Source organism: Streptomyces sp. NPDC025721, assembly GCF_055558595.1.
Genome location: NZ_JBVHMF010000021.1, coordinates 68,637 through 85,368, shown reverse-complemented (window position 1 = coordinate 85,368; position 16,732 = coordinate 68,637). Strand labels below are relative to the sequence as shown.

Sequence of the window (16,732 nt, the reverse complement as noted above, 5' to 3'; positions counted from 1 at the left end):
GCGGGGCGCTCTTCTGCGCCGGTCCGACCCCAGGCCAGGCGTCCGGGCGCCCGCTCATCCCGACGACCTCGACGGGCGGCGCCGACCGCTCAGGCGCGCAGGCCCATCTCGGTGGAGAGCTTCGCCAGGGCGTCCAGGCGGCGTTCCAGGCTGGGGTGGGTGGAGAAGACCGAGGCGAGGGCCGAGCCCTCCTTCAGGGCCGGGGTGAAGAAGAAGGCGTTGAAGGCCCGGACGGTGCGCAGGTCCTCGGTGGGGATACGGGCGATGGTGCCGCTCACCTTGACCAGCGCGGACGCCAGTTCGGAGGGGCGTCCGGTCAGTTCGGCCGCGCTGCGGTCGGCCGCCAGCTCGCGGTACCGGGACAGCGCCCGGATCAGCAGGAAGCTCAGCCCGTACACGACCACGGACACCGCCATGATCATCGCGAGCAGCGCAGCGGTGTTCTGGTCGCGGCGGCCCCGGCCGAACAGTTCCGAGTAGAAGACGAAGCGCACCAGCAGCCCCGCGAGCACGCCCAGGAAGGAGGCGATGGTGATCACCGCGACGTCCCGGTGGGCGACGTGGGACAGCTCGTGGGCGAGCACGCCGTCCAGCTCGCCCGGTTCCAGGCGCCGCAGCAGACCGGTCGTCACGCAGATCACGGCGTGGTCGGCGTTGCGGCCGGTGGCGAAGGCGTTAGGCAGGTCCATCTCGGAGACGGCCACCAGCGGCTTCGGCATGTCGGCCAGGGCGCACAGCCGGTCGACCGCGCCGTGCAGTTCGGGCTGCTGCTGCGGGGTGACCTCATGGGCCCGCATCGCGAACAGCGCGATCCGGTCGGAGAACCAGTACTGCGCCGCCAGTACGCCGGCCGCGATGACCACCACGACCACCACGGACTTCAGCAGCGCGACCAGCACGGCGATGAAGGCCACGAACACCAGGCCCAGCAGGAACATCACCGTCACCATGCGGACCGTGAGCCGCCAGTCGGGCGCGAACCGGGAGCGCACCACCGCTCACCACCTCATCTCAAGCGAGCCGGACCCGGCCCGCCGACCCGCCGTGTGCGGCGGTCGGCCGCCGTGGTCCACTACCTCCCAGTATGCTCCGCGAGGTCGCCCGCGAGACGGTGCCGGGCAGCCGGGCCCCGGCCCCGAGGGGTGCCCGTCGGCGCAGGTCAGCGCGCTCCGGACTCGAACCCGGACTCGGACCCGGACCCGGCTGCGGCTGCGGGCTCGGGCTTGGCTGCGGGCTCGGGCTCGGGCTCGGAACCGTTCCGGTGGACGGTGAGGATCGACAGCAGGTCCGCGACGGTCGGGCCCATGTCGGCGGGGTGGCGCAACACCGTGCCGGCCGGGATCTCGTAGAGGTTGGAGCGTCCGACCCGGGTGTGCGTGAGATACCCCTCGCTCTCCAGGTCGGCGATGATCTTCTGTACGGCGCGCTCGGTGAGCAGGCAGCGCGCCGCTATGTCCCGCACCCGGCTCCCGGGGTCGCGGGCGATGACGGCCAGGACACGTGCGTGATTGGTCAGGAACGTCCATCCGGTGGCGGGGCGCGGCTCAGAATCGTCCATCGCCCTATCGTAGGATCTCCGATTCACGATCTGCAAAGCATGAACACAGATTCACGTTTTGCTTGACGCCTCTGCTGCCCGCCCACAAACTTGGTGTGGCCACCGGATCGGGAAGGCGAGGGCCCTCGACATGTCCGAATGGGATCGCGGACTCTCCGCGCACGACGACGACGCAGGCGCGGCGGTCCACACCTCCCGGATGATCACCCATCCGACCGACGCCCTGGCCGTACGGGTGAGCCAGCGCGCCGGCCACACGGTCGTCACTGTCAGCGGCGAGATCGACTTCACCGGCGCGGACACCTTCGCCCGCGTCCTCATCGACCATCTGCTGTGCGAGAGCGACAGCCTGAGCCTGGAACTGAGCGGCGTCGCCTTCTTCGACTGCGGCGGGCTCAACGCGCTGCTCCGAGCCCGGCGCGTGGCCCAGTGCACCGGAGCGGTACTCCGGCTGACCGCCGTCAGCCCGGCCGTCCAGCGGGTGCTGGGCCTGACCGGCGCCGACGGGCTCTTCGACTACGCCGAGGGCGAGGGGCCGCCGCCGGATCCGGGCCGCCCGCCGGAAGCGGTCCGTTCCGCCGGCGAAAGGCCGCTCCGTATGACGCGGGCGGAAACGTCATTGCCCGGATGGCAGGCCCCCACCCACGAGGATGGGGGCCATGCACCCACTCCTGCACGCGTTGTCCATCACCGGGTCGATGACGTGGGAGATCACGTGGGCGCTGATCCTGGGATTCGCGTTGTCCGCGGTGGTCCAGGCGGTCGTGCGCAAGTCCACGGTCGTACGACTGCTCGGTGACGACCGGCCGCGTACGCTCCTGCGGGCCTCGGCGCTCGGGGCGGCGTCCTCGTCGTGTTCGTACGCGGCCGTCGCGCTGGCACGCTCGCTCTTCCGCAAGGGCGCGGACTTCACCGCGGCCATGGCCTTCGAGATCGCCTCCACGAATCTGGTGGTCGAGCTCGGCGTGATCCTCGCCCTCTTGATGGGCTGGCAGTTCACCGCCGCCGAATTCACCGGCGGCCCGGTCATGATCCTGGTACTCGCGGTCGTCTTCCGGCTCACCCTGCGCGAGCCGCTGGTGCGGCAGGCCCGTGAGCAGGCCGGGCGCGGGCTGGCGGGTTCGATGGAGGGGCATGCGGCGATGGACATGTCCGTGCGGCGGCAGGGCTCCTTCGCCCGGCGGCTGCTGTCGGGCGAGGGCCTCACCTCCGTGGCGCACGTCTTCGTCATGGAATGGGCGGCGATCGCGCGCGACCTGGCGATCGGTCTGTTCGTCGCGGGGGCCGTGGCGGCCTGGGTACCCGACGCCTTCTGGGGCGCGTTCTTCTTCGACGGCCACCCGCTGGCGTCCAAGCTGTGGGGCCCGCTGATCGGTCCCGTGGTGGCGTTGCTGTCCTTCGTCTGCTCGATCGGGAACGTGCCGCTGGCGGTGGTGCTGTGGAAGGGCGGCATCAGCTTCGGCGGGGTCGTGGCCTTCCTCTTCGCCGACCTGCTGATCCTGCCCGTCCTGAACATCTACCGGCGGTACTACGGCGCCCGCATGGCGCTGTACCTGCTCGGCGCCTTCTACGCGGCCATGGTCGTCGCCGGATACGCCGTCGAGTTCGTCTTCGGCGGGCTCGGCCTGATTCCCGATCAGGCCGACGCGAGGATTCCCACCGCCGGGATCTCCTGGGACTACACGACCTGGCTCAACATCGTCTTCCTCCTGGTCGGCGCCGCACTGGTGATCCGCTTCTGGCGGACCGGCGGAATCCCCATGCTCCGCATGATGGGAGGGGCGCCCGAGGGCCCGGACGGTCAGGGCGGCGTCCGGGGGCACGACGGCGGACCGGCCCGCTGACGCCGAATCGGCCCGCTGACGGCGGAACGGATCACCCTCCGCAGGCCCACCGACGCGACATCCCGCGCGGTGGACGTCGTATCGTCCATATAACGGATGATGTGCGATCAGTGGCCGGCGCCGCCGGAGAGCGAGGGACATGCCGAAAGCAGAACTGCCGATCCTCCAAGAACGCCGGGACGACGAGGCGGTGGCCCGCCCCCGGCGCGGCAGCGCGAAAGGCCGCTGGCTCCGGCGCGGCCGGAACAGCCTCCTGGCCGTCGTCGCGCTGCTCGCGGTCTGCGTCGCGTCCATCTGGCTGGCGGTACGTCTCACCCCGATGCAGTCCGTCACCGCGGCCGGCCAGACCGTCGAAGTGGGCGCCGTCGCGCCCGACCTCAGCCTGTCAGGACCCGGCGAACTCGACCTGTTCGGAGAAGCACTGGCGACCGAGCCGCACTTCCAGGGACCGATCCGGCCGCGCCTGAAGCTCGCGGACATCAGCATCAACTCGCAGGTCAACCAGATCGTCCGGTCCGACGACCACGACACACTCCAGCTGACCCTCAGCCGGCAGCTGGCCGCCGGGTGGATCCGCTACTGCGTCTGGGAGCTCCTCATCGCGGCCGGCTGCGCGGCCGTCGTCGCGGTGGCCGTGGCCGGAATCCGGCGCGCCCCGCGCCGTACCACGCTGACGATGGTCGGTGTGTGCGTCCTGACCGTGAGTGCCGTCAACGCGCTCGGCGTGTACCTCATGGCGTCCGGCACTCCTCAGGCGCTCCGGCAGGTGCGTACGCTCGACGACCTGGTGGGGCGCGCGCCGACGGAGCCGGTCGCCCCGGCCAAGGGACCGCAGCTGACCGGCGTGCACGCCGTGGTGCTGGGCGACTCCACCGCCGCGGGAATCGGCAACCAGCCGGTCAAGGACCCCAGCGCGCTGGACAAGACCTGCGGGCGCAGTTCCGACGCGTTCGCCGCCGTTCTCGGCCGGGTCAACGACTGGAACGTGCTGAACCTCGCCTGCCAGGGCGCGACCGTGACCGACGGCCTCCTCGGCGTACAGCTCCGCGGCGACCAGGCCGTACCGCCGCAGCTCGCGGTGGCGCAGCGCGCGTCGAGCGCGTCGGTGATCATTGTCAGCGTCGGGGCCAACGACATGAACTGGGCCGTGCTGACGGGCCTGTGCGCCAAAGCGCCCGTCTGCGACGACAAGGCGTCCACGGCGTACTTCAAGGAGCAGCTCTCGACGTTCTCGCAGAACTACCTCGATCTGCTCCAGCAGCTCTCCGACCTCCCTCACCACCCCGACGTGCTCATCAACCAGTACTACGAGCCCTTCGGCCCCGACATCAGGTGCCTCGAAAAGGACGGCCTCACCGAGGCCAAGGTGAAGGTCCTCAAATCCCGCCTGGCCAACCTCAACGCCGTGCTCCAGCAGGGCGCGGACGCCTTCCACTTCGCAACCGCCCAGCCGGACTTCGAAGGCCACCGGCTGTGCAGCGAGCAGCCCTTCGTCCAGAACGCCGCCGACCAGGCTCCGCTGCACCCCACCGCCGCCGGTGAACTGGCCATCGCCCTCGCCGACCAGCAGGCACTCGCCGAGCTCCGCAATACACCGAGCGACGCGCCCACGGACGGCACGTCACCCGGTACCACGGACAGTTCCTCGCCCTCGGCTCCGGTGCGGTGAGGCGATCGGCCGCCGGGCGTCGGGATCGTGGCGGTAGCGGGCGGGGGTCGCTCCGAGGGCGGCGGTGAACGCCTCGATGAAGCTGGTCGGGTTGGCCCATCCGCAGGCCGCCGCGGTGTGGGTGACCGTGTGTCCGGCGGCGAGGAGGGTGAGGGCGTGGTGGAGGCGCAGTTGGGTACGCCACTGCCGGAAGCTCATGCCGAGCTCGTCGTGGAAGAGCCGGGTCAGGGTCCGTTGGCCGGCGCCGACCCGCGTGCCGAGTTCGGTCAAGGTGGCGTTGTCGGCGGGGTCGTCGTGCAGGAGGCGGCTGAGCGCGCGGAGCCGGTCGTCACGTGGCTCGGGCAGGTGCAACGGTTCCTCGGAGGCGGGCACGAGTTCGTCGATGACGACGGCGCGCAGCCGGTCGAGGGCCGTCGGTGACCGGGGCGTGTCGGTGTCGTCGGTCAGGGCGAGCAGGACCTCGCGGACCAGGGCCGAGACGGCGAACACCGCGGGGCGGTCCGGGAGGCGGGCGGCGAGGGCGGCCGGGAGGAAGATGACGCGCATGTCGGTGAACCCGTAGGCCCGGTGATGGTGCTCGAAGCCGCCGGGCGTCCAGGCCAGCCGGGTCGCGGGTGCGATCCAGGTGCCTTCCCTGGTCGTGACCGACAGCACACCGGTGGCGGGGTACACGAGATGGCCCTGCCCATGGCGGTGCGACGGGACATGGTCGCCGTGCAGGAGCGGCAGGCTGCCCATCTCCAGCGCGTTGTCGACGATGTGGCTACTTTCCGGCATCACCTGGCACTATACCGGTGGTAGGTCGGGCCGGGAATGACGATCTTGGACTCATGACCGTTTCCACCACCGGGCAACCCGTCGCCTCACTACGACCGGTGCCCTCTCCGCGCCATCACCATTTCGGCTTCTGGGCCGCGACCTGGGTCTTCCTGGCGGTGCTCGCCTTCTCCACCGCGCCGAGTCCGCTCTACGTGCTCTACGCCGACCGGGATCACTTCTCGTCGCTGATGGTGACGATCGTGTTCGCCGCCTACGCGGTGGGCGTGGTCGCGAGCCTGTCCCTCGCCAGTCACCTCTCCGACGTCCACGGCCGCCGCGTCCACCTGCTCGCCGCCGTGTGCCTGTCGAGCGTCAGCGCGGTGGTGTTCATCTTCTGGCCCGGCCTGGCCGGGCTGTTCGTCGCGCGCGTCCTGACCGGGGTGGCCGTGGGTCTCACCGTCTCCACCGCCACCGCCTACCTCAACGAATTGCACACGGGACACCGCCCCGGGACCGAGACCGTCCGGCGACCCCAACTGGCCGCCGCGGGCGCCAACTTCGGCGGGCTCGGCCTCGGCGGACTGTGCGCGGGCCTGCTGGCCCAGTACGCGCCGCACCCGCTCGTCCTGCCCTACCTGGTACTGCTCGCCGCTCTGGTCGTCGGGGCGATCGCCTTGATCGCGTCACCCGAGACCCGCCACCGGCCGCGCCCCCTGCCGCCGTACCGCCCCCAGCGGGTCTCGGTCCCGATCCATGCCAGGCCCCGGTACTTCGGGCTGCTGGTCGAGGTGTTCGTGGCCTACGCCGGAGTCGCCATCTTCCTGGGCCTGGCCGGAACGTTCCTGGCCAGGGTGATCGGCGACACGTCGCTGGCGATGGCCGGGCTGGCGATCTTCATCGCGTGCGCCGTCGGCATCGTGGCCCTGGTCGCCACCGGCACGTGGCCGGTCAGGCGACTGCTCGTCGTCGGCCTCCCGATCGACCTCGCCGGCCTGGCGATGGTCGTCGTGGCGGCCTGGCTGCCCACTCCCAGCCTCGGTCTGTTCCTGGCCGGCGGCGGTGTGATCGGCGCCGGGGCCGCGATCCTGTACAAGGGGACCCTCGGCAGCGTCGTCGCCCTCTCGCCTCCCGACAAGCTCGGCGAGAGCCTTTCCGGGTTCTTCCTCGCCGGCTACGTCGGGCTCTCGCTACCGGCGGTGGCGGGCGGCATCGCGCTCCAATACCTCACCCCTCGGACCACGCTGCTCGTCCTCGGCGCGGCGGCCGGGACCGGGGTCCTCGCCTCTTCCTGGCTGGTCCTGCGCAAGCGTGCGTAGGCGAGCACAGGACCGGGGTCCGGCTGTTCTGCCCCGCGGGGAGCCGCACCGCGCCGCACCGCTGGGGAAGCGGGTCAGCGGCGCGGCGCGCGGGGCTCAGTCGAAGTGGCGGACTTCCGTGCGCGGTTCGGTCCGTGCCTCCGCCGGTGCTTCCACCGGCGGTTCGCTGAGCGCTTCGGCCCGGGCTTTCGTCGCCTTGTGGCGGCGGATCCAGAGGAGTCCCGCGCCCCCGGCGCCCAGGACGAGGGCGGCCCAGGCGACCGTCCACACGGCGGCGCGCGCCGTGGGGTGGGCCGTCAGGAGGGCGATGGTGATTCCCGCGACGTAGACGAGGGCGCCCAGCACGTACAGGCGCTGGCCCCATCTGCGGGTGCCGCGGTCGGGCTCGGCGGCGGGCGTGAAGGGGGTGGGGGAGAGCGGGGAAGGGCTCGTGTGGTCGGCAGGCTGCGTCATACGGGGGCGTCTACCCGGTGCGGGGAGCGCGACTCCGCGCGGGCGCGGGGCGGCCGAGGGGATGATCAGGATCGCCAGACCCAGCAGAGCGCAGCCCACGGCGCAGTCGAGCCAGTAGTGGTTGGCCGTGCTGACCACCACCAGGAGAGTGATCAGGGGGTGGAGCAACCACAGCCAGCGCGCCCGGGAGCGGTGGGCGGCGATCATGCCGACCGCGATGGCCAGGGCCCAGCCGACGTGCAGGGACGGCATCGCGGCGAACTGGTTGGACATGGAGTGGTTCTGCGGGGTGCCGTGGTAGACGGCGGGACCGTAGCGGGCCGCGGTGTCGACCATGCCCGAGCCGGTGAGCATCCGGGGCGGGGCGAGCGGGTAGAGCAGGTGGCCCACGAGCGCCAGCGCGGTCTGGACGACGATCGCGCGGCGGATCCACACGTAATGCGTCGGGCGGCGCAGGAACATGTAGCCGAGGAAGAGCGCCATCGCCGGGAAGTGCACCGTCGCGTAGAGGTAGTTCGCGGCGTGGATCACCGTTTCCCAGTGCATGGCGGCGCGTTGGACGAGCCGTTCGCTCGGCAGGTGCAGGGCGCGCTCCAGGCCCCACACCGAGTGCGCGTGGGGAAACGCGTCGTCCGTATGGCCGTTGGCGATTTTGCGGCCGTATTTGTAGCCCGCGTACACCGCCGCCAGCAGGGCCGCCTCGGGCAGCGCGCGGGCCAGTCGGCCGGGCCCTGGTCGGTTGACGGTCGCGATCGGCAGAGCGACGTTCCCGAACACGTTCTCCCCTGTCTCCCGGTGGCGACGTCGTACGTGACGCGTACGAGTTCGTCTGCCCTCGGTCGGCGGGTTCAGTGGCACCGGGTGAGGCCGCGGCGCGGCTACGTATCGCGGCCGGGCCGCCGCCGGGCCGGTGATCTACCAGATCGATGACCTCGACGAGCACGGGGAGTACCTGATGGCGCCCTCGCACGCCCTCGCACGCCCTCACCGACCGGATCGGCCTGCGGCTGCTGGACGGTCGGCCGGATCGTCGTCGTAGGTGACCTGTGTGCGCGGTGTCAGGGCTGGTCGGTCGGCGCGGCGGCCTCCAGGTCGGCGATGGTCCCCGACATGATCGTCCGTACCTGCCCGGTGATGTGCCGCACCGGCCAGTCCCACCACGCCACGGCGAGGAGCCGGGCGATGTCGGCGGCGTCGTAGCGGGTGCGGATGAGCCGGGCGGGGTTGCCGCCGACGATGCCGTAGTCGGGGACGTCGCGGGTGACCAGGGAGCCCGCGGCGACGATCGCGCCGTGACCGATGCGTACGCCGGGCATCACCGTGGCGCCGTGCCCGAACCACACGTCGTTGCCGACGACCGTGTCGCCCCGGCCGGGCAGGTCGGTGATCAGGTCGAAGTGCTCCGCCCAGGAGCCTCCCATGGTGGGGAACGGGAAGGTGGAAGGGCCGTCCATACGGTGGTTGGCGCCGTTCATGATGAACCGGGTGCCCGTCCCCAGCGCGCAGTACTTGCCGATGACGAGCCGCTCGGGACCGTAGTGGTAGAGAACGTTGCGCGTCTCGAACGCGGTCGGGTCGTCCGGATCGTCGTAGTAGGAGAAGTCGCCGACCTCGATCAGCGGCGACTTCACCAACGGCTTGAGCAGCACCACGCGGGGGTGCTCGGGCATCGGGTGGAGCACGGTGGGGTCGGCGGGAACGGGCGGCATCGTGGAGGCGGTTCCTCTCCGGCGGTTAGAGCGACAAGCGTCGCGTTAAGATGCTGGCACGGCCCTGCCGCCTGGATCAACCGGATAATGACTGCCGATGACAGACCCGCTGAACACGACATCGGACCGCCGTCCCGGCGGTCGCACCGCCCGCGTCCGCGCCCAGGTTCTCGACGCGGTGCGAGCCGAACTGGCCGAGAGCGGCCACGAAGGACTCACGATCGAGGGCGTCGCGACGCGGGCCGGAGTGCACCGTGCCACGGTCTACCGGCGGTGGCGCGATGTCGGCGGCCTGCTCGTCGACGTCATCGGCGCCGCCGGCGAGATCGACTGGATACCGCCGGACACCGGCTCGCTGCTCGGCGATCTGACCGCCCTCAACCAGGAGATCCAGGAGTCCCTGGTCGTACAGCCGTCGTTCGCCGTCGCCCTGATGGCCGCCTCGTTCCACTCCGAACAGGCCGCGCTGGCCCAGCGGCAACTGTGGGCCGACCGGTACGCCCAGTGCGAGATCCTCGTCGAGCGCGCCGTCGACCGCGGCGAACTCCCCACCCCGCAGACAGACGCGCGGAGCCTGCTGATCGCCGCCACGGCGCCCGTCTACCACGAGCTGGTACTCCTGCGCGCCGACCCGGACCCCCGACTCCCCGAACGCGCCGCGCACACCGCAGCCCTGGCCGCCGCCGCAGGTGCCTTCTCCACCCGTCGAGCCCCGACCGCGCCACCTCACCCGCCCCCCGCCGCCGCGCCATGAACCGCGCGGCACCGGCGGCGGGGCCCCTTCCGTCCGGCCTTCCGGCCGACGCGCGCAGGAAGTTGCCATCGGGGGCGTCTGGAACCGGGCGGGTGGGCCTTCCCACAATGTCGGTGACGGCCGACGCGCGTTCGGCCGCAGCAGGGGGAAGCCATGAAGCACATGCAGCGTGCCACCGCCCTCGCGGTGGCCGTGGGATCCGCCGCCGTCCTCGCCCTGGCCGCCGTGCCGTCGGCGGATGCCGCGACCGCCGTCAACTGTTCGGGCGGTTCGGTGAGGGCCGCGGGCAACCCCAACAACATCACCTCGCCGCTGACGACCACGACCACAGCCTGCCCCGGCTGGGCGGACTCCGGTCCCACGTACGTCTTCCACCTGGCCAAATTCGTGGAGGAGGTGCTCATTTCCGGGCGCTGGGTGCCCTTCAACGCCTCCAACGTCATCGCGACCTGCTCGCTGGCAGCGGTGTCCGGCACCACGATCACCGCGGGCGGCTGCGCCTACGCCGCCGGCTGACGCAGCGTCATGTTCGGTGCCCGCGGGCGCGGAAGGGTCCGACGCGGCAGAACCGCACGCCCGTCACGCGGGCACGCGGCAGAACCGCACGCCCCGTCACGCGGGTCCGTGATCAGAACCAGGAAGGTCCGGCGTTGACGTAGGGGGCCTCCAGCGCGGCGGCTTCCTCGTCCGACAGGCTCAAGTCGAGCGCGTCCACGGCCTGTTGAAGGTGGTGGGGTTGCGTCGCGCCGACGATGGGCGCGGAGACGAGCGGGTTGCGGAGGACCCAGGCGAGTGCGACGTGGGCCATGGGCACGCCGCGGGATTCGGCGACCTGCTGGACGGCGTCGATGACGGGTCCGTCGTGGGGGCTGTCGAAGGACCGCACGACGTGATCGGTACGGGAACGGGCGCTCTGTTCCCCGGCGGGGCGGGCGAGGCGGCCCTTGCCGTTCGGGGAGTAGGGAACGAGCCCGACGCCCATGTCGCCGCACATGGTCATGAGTTCGGGTTCGTCCTGGCGCCGCAGGAGGTTGTACTGGTTCTGCATGGACCCGAAGCGGGTCCATCCGCCGAGGTCGGCGGCGTGCTGGAGCTTGGCGAACTGCCAGGCGTACATCGACGACGCGCCGAGGTAGCGGACCTTCCCGGCCTTCACGAGGTCGTGCAGCGCCTCCATCGTCTCCTCGACCGGGGTGTCATCGTCGAAGCGGTGGATCTGGTACAGGTCGATGTAGTCGGTGCCCAGCCGGGTCAGGGAGGCGTCGACCTGTTCGAGGACGGCCTTGCGGGACAGGCCCTCGCCGCCGGGACCGTCGTGCATCCTGCCGCGGACCTTGGTGGCGAGCACGATGTCCTCGCGCCGCGCGTACTCGCGGATCGCGCGGCCGGTGATCTCCTCGGACGTGCCCGCCTGGTAGACGTTGGCGGTGTCCCAGAAGGTGATGCCCAGGTCGACGGCCTGCCGGAAGAACGGTCCCGCCTTGTCCTCGGTCAGGGCCCACGGGTGGGCGCCGGGCACGGCCGGGTCGCCGTAGCTCATGCAGCCCAGCGCGAGCCGGCTGACCTTCAGGCCGGTGGCGCCGAGGCGGACGTACTCCATGGTGGAACTCCCTTTCGTGTGCTGGACGTCCGTGAACGGATCAGTGCTGCCCGGCGCCGCCGGATTCGGCGTGCTGGTCGATGAGGGCGCCGAGGGCTTCGGGGTCGTTGGCGGTGCGGTCGCGCTGGGCGGAGCCGAAAGGGCCGTAGGGGTACGGGGCCGGGTCCGGGTCGCTCGCGGTGTCCAGCGCGGTGACGGAGTCCGGGTCCAGGCGCAGGTCCGCGGCGGCGAGGTTGCCGGTGAGCTGCCGCACGGTGCGGGCGCCGACGATTGCGGAGGTGACGCCGGGGCGGTTGACGACCCAGCTCAGGGCGGCCTGGGCGGGCGTGACGCCGTTGTCCCGGGCGACCTCGCGCAGCGCGTCCACGGCGTCCCATGTGCGGTCGGAGTGCTCGTAGTTGGAGGAGGTGTACTGGTAGAGGGCGTGGTCCTGACCGGCCCTGGTGTCGGCGGCCCGCCGCGCGCCGCGCTCGTACTTTCCGGTGAGGAAGCCGCTCGCGAGAGGGGACCAGGCCAGGATGCCGAGTCCGTTGTACCGGGCGGCGGCGGTCATCTCCCACTCGGTCTGGCGGGTGGCGAGGTTGTACTGGGCCTGGAGGGTCACCGGCACCGGGAGGCCGTGCGCCCGCGCGGTGGAGACCGCGAGCTGGAGCTGCCATCCGGTGAAGTTGGACAGGCCGACGTAGCGGATCTTCCCCGCGCGGACGGCGGAGTCGAGGAAGGCCAGCGTCTCCTCGATCGGTGTCAGGGGGTCCCAGGCGTGGAGCTGGTAGAGGTCGACGGCGTCGACTCCCAGCCTGCGCAGGGACGTGGTGAGCGCCCGGTCCAGGTGGCGGCGCGAGTTTCCGGCCTCGTTGGGGTCGGTGCCGGTGCGCGTGCGGCCCTTGGTGGCGAGGACGACGCGGTCGGTGACCTCGTCCGGGCGGGCGGCGAGCCACCGGCCGACGGTCTCCTCGGCCACTCCGCCGTTGTAGACGTCGGCGGTGTCGAGCAGATTGCCGCCGGCGTCGAGGAAGGCGTCCATCTGCGCGAACGCCTCGTCCTCCGGCGTCTGCGGGGTGCCGAAGTTCATCGTGCCGAGGGACAGGTTGGACACCAGCGTTCCGCTGGTGCCGAGACGGCGGTACTCCATGACGTGGGCTCCTTACGTGGCGCGGGGGCGGGCGGCTGCGCGGCGCCGCCGCGTCGGACGGCGGTTGTCAGTGGGCCCTGGGTGCGCATGTGGCGCAGTTCGTGCTTCTGGGCGGCCCAGACGCCGCGCAGATTGACGGCGTTGACGCGGTCGAAGTTCTCGGCGCTCTCGTCGGCGGCGTCCGTGGGCGGGGCCTGGATGCCGGCGTTGTTGAAGGCCATGTCCAGGCGGCCGTAGGCGTCCACCGCGCGGTCGACAGCGGCGGCGGCCCGGGCCTCGTCGGTGACGTCGCAGACCACGCCGAGGGCTTGGTGACCGGCGTCGGTGAGTTCCTTGGCCGCCTTGTCCACGGCGTCCTTGTCGACGTCGGCCAGGACGACCGCGGCGCCCGACCGGGCGAAGGCGCGGGCGGTGGCCAGGCCCATGCCGGAGGCGGCGCCGGTGACCAGGGCGACCTGCCCCTCGAAGCTGTACTGGGGGTTCACGGGAGGGTTTCCAATCTCCGGGCCGGTGTCATTCGCGACCCGTATGGCGCGGGGGAGGAGGGCGGTGTGCGGAGCAGGGCGGTCCGGGGCAGGGCGGTCCGGGGGCAGGGCGGCGGGCCGTGGACGCGCCTCGGCGACCGCGCCGGGTACGGGGGCGCCGTCGGCGGGGGGCACGCGGACGTACGCGGTGACCGTGCGGGCCGTTGGTCAGGAGGTGCGGGCGGGGCGCCGGGGGCCGGTGTACTCGGCGTCGCCGACGTGCTCCAGCCAGTCGACGTCGTCGCCCTCCCACAGGGCGATGTGCGCCATGAAGCGGTCCGGCGCGGCGCCGTGCCAGTGCACCTCGTCGGCGGGGGTGACGATGACGTCCCCGGGGCGGGCCTCGACGATGTCGCCGCCGCGGGACTGGACCAGGGCGATGCCCTCCACGATCCAGAGGGTCTGGCCCAGGCGGTGCGAGTGCCAGGCGGTACGGGCGCCGGGCGCGAAGCGCACCATGTTCATCCGCACGCGGGAGGGGTCCTCGCCGCGGTGGATCACGTCCGCCCACGCGTCTCCGGTGAACATCTCCGGCGGCAGCTTCGCCGTCGCGGGAGGCTGGATGATCTCCATGGTTGTCTCTCCTTGTGTCCGTAAAGCGGCGGCCGACTCACGCGCGGCGGGTGACGGCCGCGCGCGGAGCGAAGCCGGGCCGGGCGGTGTCGGTGAGTGCCTGGCGGGCCCTGCGTCAGGCGGTGTCGGCGAGCGCCTGCCGGGCGGCGGGTCACGCGGTGTCGCGTGTGCCTGGCGGGCCCTGCGTCAGGCACCGTCGGCGAATACCTGGCGGGCGACCGTGAGCGCGGACATGGCCTTGGGCCATCCGGCGTAGAACGCCAGGTGAGTGACCGTCGCGATCAGCTCCTTGTCGCTCAGCCCGTTCTCCCTCGCCCTGCCGAGGTGGAACGCGAGCTGCTCGGTGCTGCCGCTGCTGATCAGACTGGCCACGGTCACCAGGCTGCGGTCGCGCGAGGACAGGTCCGGGTCTTCCCACACCTGCCCGAACAGCACGTCCTCGGTGTATCCGGCCAGTGCCGGGGCGATGTCCCCGAACTGCTGACGCGGTCCTCCGGGCTGCCGGTCCTCCGGCATCACGGTCTCCTTCCACGGGGGCCCGGCGCCTTCTCATGCGACGGCGCGGGTGCCTTCTCGAACGACGGCGCGGGCGTCTGTCCGCCTCCATTCCGCCCTGCCCTCACCGGGGGTGCCAGCGGAGCGGCGGACGGCCGTCAACCGGCCTGTCAACGATGAAACGGCAGGTCGCAGGCGCGCGGAAGGACCCGTTGATACGTGTACTGGCAGTACACCCCTCACCGCTCGGGATCGTCGTAGCCTCGAAGGCATGGACAACCGCAGCGAGGTCCGCGAGTTCCTCACCAGCCGCCGCGCCAGGATCACCCCCCAGCAGGCCGGTCTGCCCGCCGCAGGCCACCGCCGGGTCACCGGGCTGCGCCGCGAGGAGGTCGCGTTGCTCGCCGGGGTCAGCGCCGAGTACTACGCCCGCATGGAACGCGGCAACCTCTCCGGCACCTCGGAAGCCGTCCTGGACGCCCTCGCCCGCGCCCTCCAACTGGACGAGTCCGAGCGTGCCCACCTGATGGACCTGGCCCGTACCGCCAGCTCCACCCGGCGCCCCGCACGCCGCCGGACGGCACAGCCCGTCCGGCCCGGTCTGCGGCAACTGCTGGACGCGATGACCGACGCACCCGCGTTCATCCGCAACGGCCGCCTCGACATGCTCGCCACCAACCGCCTCGGCAAAGCCCTGTACTGGCCCCTCTTCCAGGACCCCGCCCGCCCGGTCAACATGGCCCGCTACCAGTTCCTCAATCCGGGCGCCGACCAGTACATGACCGAACTCGACACGCAGCGCGCCTCCGCCGCGGCCCTGCTCCGCACCGAAGCGGGAAGGGACCCCTACAACCGCGAACTGAGCGACCTGATCGGCGAGTTGTCCACCCGTAGCGAGGCATTCCGTACGCTGTGGGCCGCGCACAACGTCCGCCTGCACCACACCGGCGTCAAACGCTTCCACCACCCCGTCGTCGGCGACCTCGACCTCGCCTTCGAGGCCCTGCCCGTACCCACGGACCCCGGCCTCACCCTCACCGCGCTCAGCGCCGAGCCCGGCAGCCCCGCCCACGACGCGCTGAAACTGCTCGCCACCTGGTTCGCCACCCTCGAACCCACCGGACCCGACCCTCGGCCCTCCGTCGGCGCCGAGCACCATTCCCCCGGCGGCGCGGAGCATGGCGGCCACCTGCACCAGTGAGCCCCGGCGCCACCTGGCCACTGGCGCCAAGCCAAGGGCGGCGGGCCGTGACCTGGTCGTCCGAAGTCCCGACGTACGTACGCGAGGAGCCCTATGAGCACGCCCGGCCCGGACCCAACCCCCGCACCCGCCAGGCCAGTTGTGGTCCTGCGCCCCGCCCCGCAGCGCACGGAGCGCATCTTCACCCCCGCCGCCCTGGGGTCGCTCCGCGACCGCTTCACCGTGGTGGACCTGGAGAGGGAGCCCTCCGAGGAAGCGCTGGAGGAGGTTCTGCCCGACGCCTTCGCGATCGTCGGACAGCCCGACCTTCCGGCCCAACGGCTCTCCCGCGCGGGCAGGTTGCGGGCTCTGCTCAATGTCGAAGGCAACTTCTTCCCCAACGTCGACTACGCGACCTGCTTCGAGCGCGGCATCCACGTCCTGGGCTGCGGCCCCGCCTACGCCCCGGCGGTCGCCGAGTACGCGCTCGCCCTCGCGCTCGACCTCGCCCGGGGCATCAGCCGGGAGGACCGCGCCTTCCGCGCGGGACGGGAGCGGTACGTCTTCGACGGCAACGCCGACGCCGTACTGCTGCAAGGCTCCGACGTGGGCCTGGTCGGTTTCGGCAACCTCGGCCGCGGCCTCAACCGCCTCCTCGCCCCCTTCCGGCCCACCATCCGTGTGTACGATCCCTGGCTGCCGCCCGGCGTCCTGCGCGAACACGGTGTGCTGCCCGCCTCGTTGGACGAGACCTTGTCCCGCAGCCGCTTCGTGTTCGTGCTGGCCACCGTCACCGACGAAAGCCGCCACCTCATCGGCGAGCGCGAGCTCCACCTGCTCCCGGACGGCGCCCGGCTCGTCCTGGTCAGCCGCGCCCCGGTCGTCGACTACCCGGCGCTCCTCTCCCACGTCGCGCGCGGGCGCGTCATGGCCGGCATCGACGTCTGGCCGGACGAACCGGTCGCCCCCGACGACCCGGCCCGCTCCCTCGACGGTCTCGTCCTGTCCGCACACCGCGCGGGCGGCATCCCGGCGGCCTTCGAGACCATCGGCGACATGGTTCTCGACGACCTCACCCTCATCGCCCAGGGACTTCCGCCCGCCCGGATGCAGACCGCCGCCCGTGAACTGGTCGGCCGCTACCGCAACCGCCCCGTGACCTGAGG

17 protein-coding genes and 1 pseudogene are annotated in these 16,732 nt (G+C 71.8%); 8 read left to right on the top strand and 10 right to left on the bottom strand.

The genetic code is table 11. From position 1 onward, the window contains the following. Positions 1 to 89: 89 nt before the first annotated feature. Positions 90 to 992, bottom strand: coding sequence for a zinc metalloprotease HtpX (htpX, locus tag ACZ4EF_RS26210; RefSeq protein WP_391048225.1), 903 nt, complete (start codon positions 990 to 992; stop codon positions 90 to 92). A 167-nt stretch (positions 993 to 1,159) separates the two neighbouring features. Next, positions 1,160 to 1,558, bottom strand: a complete 399-nt coding sequence (locus tag ACZ4EF_RS26205; protein WP_402713236.1) for a helix-turn-helix transcriptional regulator — start codon at positions 1,556 to 1,558, stop codon at positions 1,160 to 1,162. Positions 1,559 to 1,688: 130 nt separating this feature from the next. Here ACZ4EF_RS26205 and ACZ4EF_RS26200 point away from each other — a divergent pair, with 130 nt between their 5' ends. The 3 genes from ACZ4EF_RS26200 to ACZ4EF_RS26190 all read left to right on the top strand — a co-directional run bounded on the left by ACZ4EF_RS26200 (position 1,689) and on the right by ACZ4EF_RS26190 (position 5,071). Then, positions 1,689 to 2,357, top strand: a complete 669-nt coding sequence (locus ACZ4EF_RS26200; protein ID WP_467349748.1) for an STAS domain-containing protein — start codon at positions 1,689 to 1,691, stop codon at positions 2,355 to 2,357. Continuing rightward, entirely contained in the window at positions 2,257 to 3,402 is a 1,146-nt protein-coding gene (locus tag ACZ4EF_RS26195; protein ID WP_391162788.1) for a permease, read from the top strand. Before ACZ4EF_RS26200 ends, ACZ4EF_RS26195 begins: the two co-directional genes overlap by 101 nt. Positions 3,403 to 3,541: 139 nt before the next feature. After that, on the top strand, positions 3,542 to 5,071 hold the full coding sequence (locus ACZ4EF_RS26190) for a GDSL-type esterase/lipase family protein (protein WP_355335236.1): 1,530 nt from the start codon (positions 3,542 to 3,544) through the stop codon (positions 5,069 to 5,071). On the opposite strand, the gene ACZ4EF_RS26185 is transcribed toward ACZ4EF_RS26190, so the two are convergent. Further along, positions 5,024 to 5,848: an AraC family transcriptional regulator gene (locus tag ACZ4EF_RS26185; RefSeq protein WP_467506556.1), complete on the bottom strand. Its 825-nt coding sequence runs from the start codon at positions 5,846 to 5,848 to the stop codon at positions 5,024 to 5,026. The two genes, ACZ4EF_RS26190 and ACZ4EF_RS26185, sit on opposite strands and share 48 nt — an antisense overlap. 53 nt (positions 5,849 to 5,901) lie before the next feature. Between ACZ4EF_RS26185 and ACZ4EF_RS26180 the strand changes: the two genes are divergently transcribed. Beyond that, entirely contained in the window at positions 5,902 to 7,146 is a 1,245-nt protein-coding gene (locus ACZ4EF_RS26180) for an MFS transporter (protein ID WP_467506555.1), read from the top strand. Between the two features lie 96 nt (positions 7,147 to 7,242). On the opposite strand, the gene ACZ4EF_RS26175 is transcribed toward ACZ4EF_RS26180, so the two are convergent. Together ACZ4EF_RS26175 and ACZ4EF_RS26170 are read right to left on the bottom strand one after the other, a co-directional pair. Beyond that, positions 7,243 to 8,376 carry a phosphatase PAP2 family protein gene (locus ACZ4EF_RS26175; protein WP_467506554.1) on the bottom strand — a complete coding sequence of 378 codons (1,134 nt, stop codon included), beginning with the start codon at positions 8,374 to 8,376 and terminating at the stop codon, positions 7,243 to 7,245. A gap of 281 nt (positions 8,377 to 8,657) precedes the next feature. Further along, positions 8,658 to 9,308 (bottom strand): CatB-related O-acetyltransferase, encoded by a 651-nt coding sequence (locus ACZ4EF_RS26170; RefSeq protein ID WP_467506553.1) that lies wholly within the window; start codon positions 9,306 to 9,308, stop codon positions 8,658 to 8,660. Between the two features lie 97 nt (positions 9,309 to 9,405). Here ACZ4EF_RS26170 and ACZ4EF_RS26165 point away from each other — a divergent pair, with 97 nt between their 5' ends. Together ACZ4EF_RS26165 and ACZ4EF_RS26160 are read left to right on the top strand one after the other, a co-directional pair. Further along, complete coding sequence (locus ACZ4EF_RS26165; protein WP_467506552.1) at positions 9,406 to 10,062, top strand: TetR/AcrR family transcriptional regulator; 657 nt, start codon at positions 9,406 to 9,408, stop codon at positions 10,060 to 10,062. A 153-nt stretch (positions 10,063 to 10,215) separates the two neighbouring features. Continuing rightward, positions 10,216 to 10,578 carry a hypothetical protein gene (locus tag ACZ4EF_RS26160; protein ID WP_391048055.1) on the top strand — a complete coding sequence of 121 codons (363 nt, stop codon included), beginning with the start codon at positions 10,216 to 10,218 and terminating at the stop codon, positions 10,576 to 10,578. A 112-nt stretch (positions 10,579 to 10,690) separates the two neighbouring features. Here the strand turns inward: ACZ4EF_RS26160 and ACZ4EF_RS26155 are convergent, their stop codons facing one another. The 5 genes and pseudogenes from ACZ4EF_RS26155 to ACZ4EF_RS26135 form a co-directional block, all read right to left on the bottom strand. After that, on the bottom strand, positions 10,691 to 11,662 hold the full coding sequence (locus ACZ4EF_RS26155; protein WP_467506551.1) for an aldo/keto reductase: 972 nt from the start codon (positions 11,660 to 11,662) through the stop codon (positions 10,691 to 10,693). A gap of 40 nt (positions 11,663 to 11,702) precedes the next feature. Continuing rightward, positions 11,703 to 12,794, bottom strand: coding sequence for an aldo/keto reductase (locus ACZ4EF_RS26150; RefSeq protein WP_467506550.1), 1,092 nt, complete (start codon positions 12,792 to 12,794; stop codon positions 11,703 to 11,705). Positions 12,795 to 12,868: 74 nt separating this feature from the next. Beyond that, positions 12,869 to 13,279, bottom strand: a pseudogene (locus tag ACZ4EF_RS26145) (SDR family NAD(P)-dependent oxidoreductase); the annotation flags it as partial. Positions 13,280 to 13,486: 207 nt separating this feature from the next. Then, a complete protein-coding gene (locus ACZ4EF_RS26140; RefSeq protein ID WP_467506549.1) occupies positions 13,487 to 13,891 on the bottom strand; it encodes a (R)-mandelonitrile lyase in 405 nt (134 codons plus the stop codon). Between the two features lie 186 nt (positions 13,892 to 14,077). Beyond that, positions 14,078 to 14,407, bottom strand: coding sequence for a carboxymuconolactone decarboxylase family protein (locus tag ACZ4EF_RS26135; protein ID WP_467506548.1), 330 nt, complete (start codon positions 14,405 to 14,407; stop codon positions 14,078 to 14,080). A gap of 250 nt (positions 14,408 to 14,657) precedes the next feature. Between ACZ4EF_RS26135 and ACZ4EF_RS26130 the strand changes: the two genes are divergently transcribed. Together ACZ4EF_RS26130 and ACZ4EF_RS26125 are read left to right on the top strand one after the other, a co-directional pair. Continuing rightward, a complete protein-coding gene (locus ACZ4EF_RS26130; RefSeq protein WP_467506547.1) occupies positions 14,658 to 15,587 on the top strand; it encodes a helix-turn-helix transcriptional regulator in 930 nt (309 codons plus the stop codon). A 93-nt stretch (positions 15,588 to 15,680) separates the two neighbouring features. Beyond that, positions 15,681 to 16,730, top strand: coding sequence for an NAD(P)-dependent oxidoreductase (locus ACZ4EF_RS26125; protein WP_467506546.1), 1,050 nt, complete (start codon positions 15,681 to 15,683; stop codon positions 16,728 to 16,730). Positions 16,731 to 16,732 lie beyond the last annotated feature (2 nt).

Coding starts and splice junctions, on each gene's coding strand:
- ACZ4EF_RS26140 (WP_467506549.1), bottom strand. CDS start 13,891: ATGGAGATCATCCAGCCTCCCGCGACGGCGAAGCTGCCGCCGGAGATG.
- ACZ4EF_RS26190 (WP_355335236.1), top strand. CDS start 3,542: ATGCCGAAAGCAGAACTGCCGATCCTCCAAGAACGCCGGGACGACGAG.
- ACZ4EF_RS26200 (WP_467349748.1), top strand. CDS start 1,689: ATGTCCGAATGGGATCGCGGACTCTCCGCGCACGACGACGACGCAGGC.
- ACZ4EF_RS26195 (WP_391162788.1), top strand. CDS start 2,257: ATGACGTGGGAGATCACGTGGGCGCTGATCCTGGGATTCGCGTTGTCC.
- ACZ4EF_RS26155 (WP_467506551.1), bottom strand. CDS start 11,662: ATGGAGTACGTCCGCCTCGGCGCCACCGGCCTGAAGGTCAGCCGGCTC.
- ACZ4EF_RS26165 (WP_467506552.1), top strand. CDS start 9,406: ATGACAGACCCGCTGAACACGACATCGGACCGCCGTCCCGGCGGTCGC.
- ACZ4EF_RS26160 (WP_391048055.1), top strand. CDS start 10,216: ATGAAGCACATGCAGCGTGCCACCGCCCTCGCGGTGGCCGTGGGATCC.
- ACZ4EF_RS26130 (WP_467506547.1), top strand. CDS start 14,658: ATGGACAACCGCAGCGAGGTCCGCGAGTTCCTCACCAGCCGCCGCGCC.
- ACZ4EF_RS26185 (WP_467506556.1), bottom strand. CDS start 5,848: ATGCCGGAAAGTAGCCACATCGTCGACAACGCGCTGGAGATGGGCAGC.
- ACZ4EF_RS26150 (WP_467506550.1), bottom strand. CDS start 12,794: ATGGAGTACCGCCGTCTCGGCACCAGCGGAACGCTGGTGTCCAACCTG.
- ACZ4EF_RS26205 (WP_402713236.1), bottom strand. CDS start 1,558: ATGGACGATTCTGAGCCGCGCCCCGCCACCGGATGGACGTTCCTGACC.
- ACZ4EF_RS26135 (WP_467506548.1), bottom strand. CDS start 14,407: ATGCCGGAGGACCGGCAGCCCGGAGGACCGCGTCAGCAGTTCGGGGAC.
- ACZ4EF_RS26170 (WP_467506553.1), bottom strand. CDS start 9,308: ATGCCGCCCGTTCCCGCCGACCCCACCGTGCTCCACCCGATGCCCGAG.
- ACZ4EF_RS26180 (WP_467506555.1), top strand. CDS start 5,902: ATGACCGTTTCCACCACCGGGCAACCCGTCGCCTCACTACGACCGGTG.
- ACZ4EF_RS26125 (WP_467506546.1), top strand. CDS start 15,681: ATGAGCACGCCCGGCCCGGACCCAACCCCCGCACCCGCCAGGCCAGTT.